At 62.9% G+C, this 11,016-nt stretch carries 9 protein-coding genes; 2 read left to right on the top strand and 7 right to left on the bottom strand.

Annotated features, from left to right (window positions below):
- Nucleotides 1-76: 76 nt before the first annotated feature.
- Nucleotides 77-2,212, bottom strand: a complete 2,136-nt coding sequence (locus ACYVAC_RS07860; protein WP_461097062.1) for a hypothetical protein — start codon at nt 2,210-2,212, stop codon at nt 77-79.
- A 184-nt stretch (nt 2,213-2,396) separates the two neighbouring features.
- On the opposite strand from ACYVAC_RS07860, the gene ACYVAC_RS07855 reads away from it, so the two are divergent.
- Nucleotides 2,397-2,810, top strand: coding sequence for an EamA family transporter (locus ACYVAC_RS07855; RefSeq protein WP_461097061.1), 414 nt, complete (start codon nt 2,397-2,399; stop codon nt 2,808-2,810).
- 17 nt (nt 2,811-2,827) lie between these two features.
- On the opposite strand, the gene ACYVAC_RS07850 is transcribed toward ACYVAC_RS07855, so the two are convergent.
- From ACYVAC_RS07850 to ACYVAC_RS07825, 6 genes are all read right to left on the bottom strand, one after another.
- On the bottom strand, nt 2,828-3,163 hold the full coding sequence (locus ACYVAC_RS07850) for a hypothetical protein (protein WP_461097060.1): 336 nt from the start codon (nt 3,161-3,163) through the stop codon (nt 2,828-2,830).
- 62 nt (nt 3,164-3,225) lie between these two features.
- Entirely contained in the window at nt 3,226-3,663 is a 438-nt protein-coding gene (locus ACYVAC_RS07845) for a hypothetical protein (protein WP_461097059.1), read from the bottom strand.
- A 10-nt stretch (nt 3,664-3,673) separates the two neighbouring features.
- Complete coding sequence (locus ACYVAC_RS07840; protein WP_461097058.1) at nt 3,674-4,909, bottom strand: sulfite oxidase; 1,236 nt, start codon at nt 4,907-4,909, stop codon at nt 3,674-3,676.
- Between the two features lie 45 nt (nt 4,910-4,954).
- The gene (locus tag ACYVAC_RS07835; protein ID WP_461097057.1) at nt 4,955-5,953 is read right to left on the bottom strand and encodes a YeiH family protein; all 999 of its coding nucleotides are present in this window, start codon (nt 5,951-5,953) and stop codon (nt 4,955-4,957) included.
- 125 nt (nt 5,954-6,078) lie between these two features.
- Nucleotides 6,079-6,537: a DsrE family protein gene (locus ACYVAC_RS07830; RefSeq protein WP_461097056.1), complete on the bottom strand. Its 459-nt coding sequence runs from the start codon at nt 6,535-6,537 to the stop codon at nt 6,079-6,081.
- A 9-nt stretch (nt 6,538-6,546) separates the two neighbouring features.
- Entirely contained in the window at nt 6,547-7,512 is a 966-nt protein-coding gene (locus ACYVAC_RS07825; protein WP_461097055.1) for a c-type cytochrome, read from the bottom strand.
- A 358-nt stretch (nt 7,513-7,870) separates the two neighbouring features.
- Between ACYVAC_RS07825 and ACYVAC_RS07820 the strand changes: the two genes are divergently transcribed.
- Nucleotides 7,871-10,828, top strand: coding sequence for a S8 family serine peptidase (locus tag ACYVAC_RS07820; protein WP_461097054.1), 2,958 nt, complete (start codon nt 7,871-7,873; stop codon nt 10,826-10,828).
- The last annotated feature ends 188 nt before the right edge of the window (nt 10,829-11,016 follow it).

The following is an 11,016-nucleotide window of genomic DNA, read 5'->3' as shown; positions in this document are numbered from 1 at the left end:
TCGGCTCAGGTATGGCAGGCCGCTGAACCATCCCTACGGGGAAGGGTTCAGCGGCCTGCTTTTGTTTGGCAACAACTTACGGCATGGGCCGCAGCCCTTCCCACCGAACCTGCCATTGGCCGTTGGCAGGGAAGCCCGGGTTAGGGGTGTGGTTGCCGTCGAAGCCGGCGCACATCAGCGCCACGGCTGCCAGCAATCCGCCATTGCCGGGCAGGTACAAGGTCAGGCGTTTGTCCTGGTAATTATGGCCATTCACCAGGTAGGTGTTTGTGGTTACAGCGCGAAACAGGGCGTCGATGGCCTGCTCGGGCTGGTGCAGGCGTGTGGCGGTCATGGCCACCATCGGAAAATCCCAGCCCCACGTATGGCTCCACTGCCAGGCCGTATCGACAACGGCCAGCGTCCGGCGCATAATCGTCGTGTCGACCAGTCGGGAGGCCGGCAACATACCCAGCGCACCGAGCACGGCCGGGTGATCGATGGTGTAGCGGCTGGCGGGCGAATACGAATCCTGCACCGATTCGGCGGCCTGATACACGCCGTCGCGTTGCGCCAGGGGCGGCAGCCTGTCGATAACGGCCTGCCAGCGCGGATCGAGCGGGAGACCCAGCCGCCGGCGCCACTGCTGGGCCGTTTGCAGCCCCCAGTGCCAGTACGCCAGCTCGAAGGGTGGGTTCAGCGTGGTGGCCGGGTCGAAGCACTCCTGCGCCGGAATAAGGCCATAGCCCAGCACATAGCGCTGCGTGACCGAGTCGTAGCGGGCAAACGACGCCATAAAATCGGCGGTGGCAAAAACAAGGGATTTATACCGATCGAGCACCGCCCGGCTGGGTTGCTGGCGGTATAGCAGGTTGGCCAGGTAGATGGGGTGGGGCTGCTGCCAGATCAGAAACGACCCTACCGAGGAGGGGCCTTCGCCCCCGGCCGGGTCGGTCATTTTCTGCCAGCGTACCCCCGCGAAGCCCTGCCGCCGGGCCAGGGCGCGGGCCGGGTCGAAGGCCCGCGCGTACCAGCCCAGGCTACGCCTGAGGAGTTCGGGGCGACCCCAGAGCGCAACGTGCGCACTGTGCCACCAGTACATTTCCATGTGGGGCCGGCCATACCAGCTGTTATAGGTCAGACCGGTTTCCTGGGGGGGCTGCGTACCGGCACACTGCACCCGGGTCAGGTACTGCGACAGCACAATGCGCCGTTCGAGTTCGGCCGCCCGCGGGTCGGTGCTGCCCGCCAGTTCGACCGCTCCCCCCGACAGCCAGAAAGCCCGCCAGCCGGCTGCACTACGGCTCAGCACGGTGGCTACCCGGGGCGCAGGTTGGGTCGCTTTCGTGGGGCTGAAGGTAACCGTAGCCTCAAAGGTGGTGCCGCCCTGCGGAATCAGCTGATAGGTGTGGGGGGCGCCCGCCTGCATGGCAGCCGGCTGTTGCCACTGCGCCGTGACGGTGTACCGATCCTGGTCGAGCTGTCGGCTGAACTGCCCCCGTTGTCCCGGCAGTGGCGTGTAGGTAGTGGTGTGCCGGTCGGGGTGGGCGTGGTTGGTGCCGGCGTCGGTGAAGGTATTGGTCGGATAGGGAAAACGGAAACGCAGGCGCAGCTGATGCGTGGCCAGCAGGGGCGATTCGATGCGAACGGCGATTCGGTCGTGCTGCGGATCGGCCGCGGTGGTCAGGCTGACGGGCTGGCCCTCGATGGCGAAACGGCTGGTGATCAGGCCCGTCCAGGGGTCGAGTTCCTGGTGGATCTGGGTAAGGTCGGCTGGTGTGGCGGGGGTGCCGTCGCGCCGGATGATGTCGAGGCCCACGTTGCCCAGCTGCAGCCGGTGCGGATTTTCGCGGTAATAATTGGCGGCTGCCTGCGCCCGGCCCGGCTCCTTAGGCTGCACGGCGTAGGCCCCCCGTCGACCCGCCACGACCAGGCTTCGGTGGCTTTCGGCCGGCTTATAACCGGCCGGATTGGGAAAGCGGTGCCAGCCCCAGTCGGACTGGGTGCCGAGCGGGATGCCGTGGGCGTGGGCGTCCGGGAATGACTGCAGGCCCGTGGCGTCGACGGTGAAAGCAAAGCCGCCATTGCCCACCGTCAGCGCCCCCAGCGTATCGATGCGGGTTAGCACTACCCGGTGTCGGCGAACCAGTGCCCGACGGTCGATTTTCTGAGCATGAACGATCGAAGCAACGAGTAACAGCAACCAGAGGAACGGACGCAGCGGGCGGGGCATGGCAGAGCGGTCTTTGCGCTGGTAAAGCAACCGGGGGCAGCGGGCTACCGATTGAGCCGCGACAAACCGTCTGATCGATTAGGCCGCACCCATGACGGTTTGGGCAGGTACGCCAAACGTTCGGGTCCGTAGCCGTGTTACATCGGCGCTGACCCAACCCGGGGCTGGCTAACCTGCGATACGTATGTGGTGGATCTACGCGCTTCTGTCGGCTCTGTTCGCGGCCCTGACGGCCGTACTGGCTAAAATCGGCATCAAAAACGTGAATACCGATCTGGCTACGGCCATCCGGGCGGTAGTAATTCTGCTGGTGGCCTGGGGGCTGGTCGCCTGGCGCGGTGGGCTGGAAACGCTGCCCGCGCTGACGCGGCAGAACTGGCTGTTTCTGGTACTGTCTGGAATCGCGACGGGGCTCTCGTGGATTTTTTACTTCAAAGCGCTGCAACTGGGCAAGGTATCGCAGGTGGCACCCGTCGATAAGCTGAGCGTGGCCATTGCCATACTGCTGTCGGTGGTGTTTCTGGGAGAGGTGCTTACGTGGAAAGCCGCACTGGGTGCCGCCCTCATCATTGGCGGCACCCTCGTGCTGATCCTCTAAGCCAGCCATCGGCCGGATCAGGGAAAGGTAATGCTGTCGGCGCCGTCGGCAGGTTGCAGCACCGAGACCGTAAGGGCTGGTGTGGCTTCGGTCTGGGGAGTGCTACCCGTGGCCAGCCACTCGATCAGATCATCGGGGCCGGCGAAGGTATAGTGAGCCAGTTCGGTTTTTTCGGTCGCCGGCGCGGGGGCATCGGCGGGTGTGATCAGCAGGTCGACCGGCTGAAAAGCCTTCGTACGGGCCATCACGTCGAGCTGGGTCAGCGTATCGCCGGAGCGGTGTGTGTTCAGGATGGTGAGGTAGTTGCCTTCGTTGCCGATGTTGTGCAACAGCCAGTCATATATCGATTCCATGCGTCAGTCAGGTTGTGGGGTGCATTTACCGGATAAACCCGCAAACGCACTCCACTGTTCGGTCAGCGTCGGGCTGCCCGGTACCAGCGTGGTGTGGTCAGCGGCAGTCGCCGGCCGTCGAATGGAATTTTCTGCGGGCCGTAGTAGGTGGTCAGATACGTTAGAATGGCGGGCTCCGATTCGCCCAGATCCCATAGTTTCTGGGTGCGCTGCATCCAGCGGATGCGCTCGATCCACTTGTCTCGGTCGAAATGACTTTGCAGGATCAGCTTGCTGGAGTGGCAGGCTGTGCACTGCCCCTTCACCAGCGGCAGGCTGGGGTCGAGGGCTAGTCCGGTTTCAGGGTCTTTCCGAAGGCTGTCGGTCACGACCGGCCGAAGCCCGGTTTCGACGGTCGCTACCTCGGCACCGGGAGTGGGTTGCCGGGCTACCCAGGCGCAGCAAAGCCACAGGCACAGGCTGGCCAGCAGCCAGCGGTAAGGGGTGTGTCGGAACGGCATAGGCAAGGAGTTAGATGGCTTTGACGGCAATACGGTGGCAGGCGTTGTTGCAGTAGCCCTCGGGGTTCCACTGCGGCATCACCATCGGCTGCGACACGCCCCTGTCGTCGGTGGCGCGGGCCCACACCTCGTAGTAGCCCTGCGTCGGCAGTTTGATCTGGGCTGTCCAGTGTTGCCAGGCCAGCCGGTTTTTAGGCGCTTTCAGGTCGGCGGACTGCCAGGTCGCGCCAAAATCGGTCGACACCTGCACGCTTTTCACCACCCGGTCGCCGGCCCAGGCGTGGCCGCGTAGCGACAGCGCCTGACCCACCGGCAATTCGAGCCCCGTTTTCGGAAACGTGATGAGCGACTTCACCGGCATCGATTCGATAATCTTAAACTCGCTTTCGGGCGGATCGACCCCGGGTTCGACGGGGTGCATGGGCACCCGGTAACTTTTGCCGGTCATTTTGGCCCCGTCGTGCACTTTGTTGCGCACAGCGATGGTGTGCAGCCACTTACCCGACACCGACGCCGGCCAGCCCCCGATCACCAGCCGGAGCGGATAGCCGTGGACCAACGGAATGGGCTGACCGTTCATGGCCCAGGCCAGCAGCGTTTCGTCTTCCAGCGCCTTGGCCATCGGCACCCCGCGCGAAATAACCGGCTTGTTAGGGTCCTGGCTTAGGTGCAGGTCGCTCCCGTAATAACCGATGTACACCGCCGAATCGGTCAGCCCCACGTCGGCCAGCACATCTTTCAGCCGCACGCCCGTCCATTCGGCGCAGCTGACGCCCCCTTCGGTCCATTGGTTGCCGGCCGTTTTGGGAAAATAACCGGCCCGGCCGTTGCCTCCACACTCGAGCACAAGCTGGTAGGTGTAGGGCCTGAATTTTTTCTTAAGGTCGGCCAGCGTGTAGGTCTTGCTGGCTTTAACGGATTCGCCCTTGATCGTCAGCGTCCAGTTGGCCGCATCGATGTGTTCGGGAATCAGGCCGTTGTTACGGATAAACATCTTGCTGGCGGGCGTCACGGCATCGTCGAGCAGCGTGGGCGTAGCTTCTACGTTCCAGGGCTTGTCGTTCAGTACCACCATGTCTTTGTGCTTGTCAGTCAAGGGGTTGGTGTCGAATACCAGCGGCAGGTAATGGCGTGGCAGCCGGTCGGCAAACACAATGCTGGTACCCAGCAGGGTCGTGAGGGTGGTCAGCGAACCGGCTTTGAGGAAGCCCCGTCGGTCGAACAGGGGGGCAGGGGAGTTTTCCATATACGGAGGAGTTGAGTCGGAACAGGGTTCAGGCGGTCAGCGAAGTTACACCGAAACGCGCAGGATGGCATACAGCGACCCGGCAGAAATAAGTGCCCAGAGCCCGATGCCCTGCGCCAGAGGCCGCCAGCCCACTGCCCGAAGCCGGTCGGCGGTGAGGGTGGTGCCAATCAGAAACAGGGTCAGGGTAAGACCAGCCTTCGCCAGCACCACGCCCCCCTGCGCCAGGGGTGCCAGCGCCGGCACATACGTGTGCAGCAGCATGGCCAGTATAAACAACCCGATAAACCACGGCATGTGAACCCCCGACCGGCCACTGCCAAACGCGGTGGCGGTGCCGAGGGCAATGGGAATAATCCAGAGCGCGCGGGCCAGCTTAACCGTGGTGGCCAGCTGCAGGGCCTCGGGTCCGAAGCGGGCGGCTGCCCCCACCACCGAACTGGTGTCGTGAATGGCCAGCGCACACCACAGACCAAACTGCTGCGGGGTCAGGTGCAGCCATTGCCCGAGCAGCGGGAATAGGATCAGGGCGAGGGCGTTGAGCGAAAACACCGTGCCGAGGGCCACTGAACTTTGGGCCGGGGTAGCCCGCGTAACGGGCGTGAGGGCGGCAATGGCACTGCCCCCGCAGATGGCGGTGCCAGCCGCGATCAGAAAGCCCGTAACCCGGTCGAGCCGGAGTAGCCGGCCCAGCACAATCCCCGCCGTGAGGGTACCGGCAATCGACGCCACGGTCAGGGCAAGGCCGGTACGGCCGGCGGCCAGGGCGCTGTGGGCGTTCATGCCGAAGCCCAGCCCTACCACCGATGCCTGCAGCAACCCGTGGGTAAGCCGCGACTGTCCCCCCATCCGGTCGAGCAGCGCGTGCGGTACGCCCACCCACCGGGTTACCAGCACGCCAAGGGCCAGCGCCAGCGCAGGCGATAGCCAGGGGCCCAGGCAAGCCAGGGCGGCCATAACGAACACCCACCGACGCCAGGCGAAGGCCGTGACAGGACTGGCTGGCAGGTAGGCCGGGCGGGATGGACGAAGGGGCGTTTGCATGGGCGTAACCGGTTTGGTAGTCCAAAGGTACCGGTGCGGTGGGGGCGGGGCCAATCAGTATTGCTCATGCCTGATAACCGGTTGTTATCGGTAGCCGGATGGCGGTTATGAGCCGCGCCGTGCGCTCAGGGGTGAATAACGGCCCAGCCTTCCTGCGCCCGGATTATCAGCTCGCCATTGCCGCTCGGTACATAGCTCACAAACGGAAACAGTTCCTCCCGACCCACCTTATACGCCCGCATGGTGTTCTCGCACATGGCCAGAATCACACCTTGCTTTTGTAGGCTGGCCAGTTGCTTTTCGTAGGGGTTCGTTCGGCGATACACGGCCAGTCCGGAGCCATGCACCACCAGTTCGATGTCGAGCTTACCCTTCAGTCGTGGGTCGCTCAGCGCATTCTGAATGTTTTTGAGGGTACTGATAATGTGCGTCGAATCGTCGGTGTTGAGCTGGTAAGCGGCCCGGTAGCGGGCTTTGGTGGCTTCGGCCCCGTGAAAGTCGGCGGGGTTGGGGGTGGTTTGTGCCAGGGTAGGGGCCGTAGCCGCCAGCCCGAGGGTCAGGGCGATAATCGGGAGTCTGCGCATGAGTAGCATTTACTTTTGTAGGGTAGACTGGGCATTACGGGCCGCTACGATGGGCGCCCACGGACCAAATTTGTGTTGCTGTTCGCTGAAGCTGTCGCTGTAGGGCCCGGTCGGGAAATCGACGGGTTTCGTGCGCCGGTCGGGCCAGTCGCGTTGCTGGTCTTTGTGGGGTCGGGGCATGGAATTGACAAAGGCCGCTACGTCCCAGGCGTCGGCATCGCTCAGCTGGGGCGTGTCGAACGTGGCGCCGAACGGCATGTTGCTTTTTATGTAGCCGGCAAAGTTCGACAGGCGATACAGGCCGGCTGCATCGTTGTAGCTGGCCGGTCCCCAGAGCGGTGGGTAGGTATACTCGCGGGCGCCGGCCACCCGCAGCCCGGCCCCCTGCGCCCCGTGGCAGCTCTGACACCGGGTGCGGTATACGGCCTTACCCCGAATCGGGTCGGCCGCGCGGTCGGGATAGGGCAGGCGGGTCAGGCCCGCTCCGGCCGGTTTCCGGCCAGCCGGTACGGCCGTGCCCAGCCAGTCGATGTAAGCAACCATGGCCTGCATCTCGCGGCTGCTGCTGTCGGGCGCTCGGCCGGCCAGGCTGCGTTCGAAACAGTCGGTTATACGCCGACGTATGGTCTCGACCGTGCCCGACCGGTCGCGGTAGCGCGGGTAGGTAGCCCGAACGCCCCCGTAGTTGTTGCCCCACACGCGGGTGCCCGCGTCGAGGTGGCAGTTCTGGCAGTTCATGCCGTTGGAAAGCCGGGCCACGGTGCCCCGGGGGCCGAGGTAGCGGGCCGTATGGGCAATCAGTTCGCGGCCGTAGCGAATCGACACGCCGGCGGCACCGGCCGGGATCAGTGAGTCGGCCGGGGGGCGCCACCAGCTGACTGCTTCATCGGCCGGGGGTGTTCGGGGGGGCAGCAGGGTTGCTGCCGCGAAACCACTACCGGCCAGCAACAGGCTGGCCAACCGGGATACGGACATCGGCTATAGCGTTTAAGTCTGCCGGTGAAGGTACGCCATATCCAGATAGAATCGACGCAGTTGCCGGGCTGACGAGGTCGATACGGTCTATGTGTCAGCGAGTTGGCTGGTCGATGAGGGGCCTGATGGCGGTTTCGCACTCATAAAAAGGGTGATTCGCACCCAAAGTCCGGGCGGATGTTGGTAACGATCTGCATAATCGGTTGATTGGGGGTGTCTGCGCCCAGCATGCGGCCACCGAAGCCTTACCGGCGAGCCTGCTGCTGCCTGACGCTGGCTGAAACCGGCCCCAAGCGGGAATTGGCCCGTGTGCACGCAGACACAGTGATAACGTAACCGTCAACCTTATTAACACCCAATGAAACACGTGTATCGATTCACCAACTGGCGCGGTATCGGGCTGGTTGCTCTGCTCGCCCTGAGCAGCCCCAGCCTGAAGGCGCAGACCCCGCCGAGCACTAAACCGGGAGCCGGCACAACGGCCAGCAGTAGTCAGGTAAAGACAACGGAGCGCCCCGACGTGATCGCTTTCCGGCAGGAGCTGAAACAGTACGAAGCCAATCGGCAGGCGGCCGTAGCCGCTTTTCTGGCCCGTAACAAAACCGTTCGCCGGGCCTTCACAGACGCAAATGGAGCCTACCATTTTCTGCACCACATCGACGCCCAGGGGCAGCCCGTTTACTACCAGACCCGCAGCAACCTGGGGCTGGCCACGTCGATCGGGACCAGCAAGCTATGGTCGGGGGGCAATCTGGGGCTTAACCTGCAGGGGCAGGATATGGTCGTAAGCCCTACCCGGTCGCGGCTGGGTATGTGGGAGCCGGGTGCAACCCGCACCACACACGCCGAATTTGGGGGTCGCGCCATCACCCGCGACACGCCGGCCTTCATTGCCGACAGTGCTGGCAAGGGTAACGCCGACCATGCTACCCACGTGGCAGGTACCATGATTGCCGCCGGTATCAAGGCCACGGCGCGCGGCATGGCCAATCAGGCCCAACTGGACTGCTATGAGATTCAGCTGGGTGAACTCGACGAGATGGAGCAGGCTGCCACGCAGGGTATGCTCGTTTCGAATCACTCGTATGGGCCATCATTGAAGAAAACGAATCCTCTTCCACAGGGGCTCTACGACGATGGCGCCCGGAAATACGACGAGATTACCTTTCGGCAGAAGAACTACCTGCAGTTTCACGCGGCCGGTAATGACCGCGATGAGGGCGATGGCTTAAAGTATGACCTGCTGATTGGCGGGGCGGTAGCCAAAAACGTGGCTACTATTGGGGCCGTGCGGATTCTGGCGGAAGGGTATAAAGATCCGTCCAGTGTCGTAATGAGTGACTTCAGTAGCTACGGCCCGACGGATGATGGCCGGATCAAGCCTGACTTTGTAGCACCCGGGGTGGGTATCGAGTCGCCTGCTTCCGATGGCGATGATAAATATAAATCCTTCAATGGCACGTCTATGGCGTCGCCGGGAGCAGCAGGCTCGCTGTTTCTGCTTCAGCAACACTACCGCAACAAAACGGGCGGATTCATGCGGGCCGCGACCTTGAAGGGACTGGCTATTCATACGGCCGATGAAGCCGGTACGGCGCCCGGCCCCGACTATTCGTTTGGCTGGGGCTTGCTCAATCTGGAGAAAGCCATTAACCTGATGGATCAGAAAGGGGGTCTTCAGCTCATGGAGCAGACCCAGCTGGCCGACAAAGACGTCTACAAAAAGCAGGTGACCACGGGCGGTGGTCCGTTTAAAACCACCATCTGCTGGAGCGATGTGCCGGGAGTACCCCTTGCCAATCCGACGCTGAACAACCGCACGGCTATGCTGATCAATGACCTGGATGTGCGCCTGATTAATGTGACGACGGGGCAGCCGGTACAGGAGCTGCCCTGGAAACTGAATCCCGATCAGCCCGCAGCGGCCGCTACACGGGGCGACAACGTAGTCGACAACGTGGAGCAGATTTTCATCGAAAACCTGCCCGCCGGTCAGTACGAAATTCAGGTGAGTCACAAAGGCACCATCAAAGAAGGGCCACAGGAGTTTTCGCTGTTTGTCAGCAGTGTAGCCTCGGGTGGGCCGGTGGTGAAGGTGAGCAGTACAGATCCGACGTCGAGCGAGGGAGCTGCGCCAAGAAGTGCCCGGGTCAGTACCCCCAGTGGGGCCCGGCTGAGCAGTGGTACGGCGGCCGATCCGGGCTTTATCCGGTTCGAACGGTCGAATACGCAGGGAGCCCTGACCGTTAATTACCAGATTGGTGGTACAGCCACTAACGGAACGGACTTCGTCTCACTGCCCACCTCGGTGGTGTTTGCCGACGGCCAGGCGGTGGTCACGGAAGAAATCGACCCGATCGACGATGAGCTGGTCGAGGGGGATGAGTCGATTGTGATTACGCTCCTTGACGGCGATGCCTACGACCCTGACCCCACTGCGTCGACTACGTCGGTGACGATTAAAGACAAAGCCCAGACCACGTTTGGCATCAGTGGTGCAACAACCCTCAGCTGCGAGAGCCTGCCCGGCAACCGGCACCGGCTGATCTTTACGCCCCAGTACGCGCTGGCTACCGAATCGCCCATCAGCTTTTCGGTGGTCAACGAAATGGTACCCACTACGCAGCCCGGCCCCTACACGCTGCTGCTCTATACCGACAACGCGGTGGTTACACTGGTGGCCAGTCAGGGCGGCACAACGGCCCGCTTTCAGTACAACTGGCTTGCCGCCTGCCTGACTACCCCGGCCACCCCACCACCGCCCGCTCCGGGTTTTGCCATCACGGGGGTCACTACAGTCCAGTGCGATGTGCTGAGCCAGACCAGCCGTCAGCTGGTCTTTACGCCCCAGTATAGCGGTGCGTCGGGGACACCGATCCAGTTCTACGTGGTCAATGAAACGGTGCCAACAACGGCGCCGGGTCCCTACACCGTGCAACTCTATACCGACAACCCGACCGTGACGCTGATTGCCGATCAGGACGGTAAGTCGGCCAGTTTCAAATACGACTGGCTCACCGGCTGCCAGAAACAGGGACGGCTGGGCGTGGCGGAAGGTACGCGTACGCTGCAGGTAACGGTGCTGGGCAACCCCGTAACGGGCGAGTCGGCTGAGGTTGAGGTGACGGGGGCCGAAGGGCAGCCTCTGACGATAGGGCTTGTTGATCTGCTGGGCCATCCGGTGCACCAGCAGCGCATCGGCGAAGCGGCTGCTGTCCAGCGGATCACCGTGCCGGTAGGGCGGAGTAAAGGCATGCTGCTGCTCCGGGTGCAGACCCCTGCCCAGCAGCAGCAGGTGAAGCTTATACGGCCCTAATTGCCATAATCTACTCAGGTATAAGACCCGGTCAGCAGTTGGCCGGGTCTTTTTTTGGGTAACTGGTCCGCCCTGGATAGGTCCGGCCAGGCGAGGCCCGGCCAGGCGAGGCCCGGTCAGCAAAAACTTATTTTACCGGGTCGCCGACAGATTAATCCGATATATGTCTGCGTTTTGGTTACATTTCC

This window comes from Spirosoma luteolum (assembly GCF_054778875.1).
The sequence above is the reverse complement of the archived record's forward strand: the minus strand, read 5'-3'. Positions and strand labels throughout refer to the sequence as shown.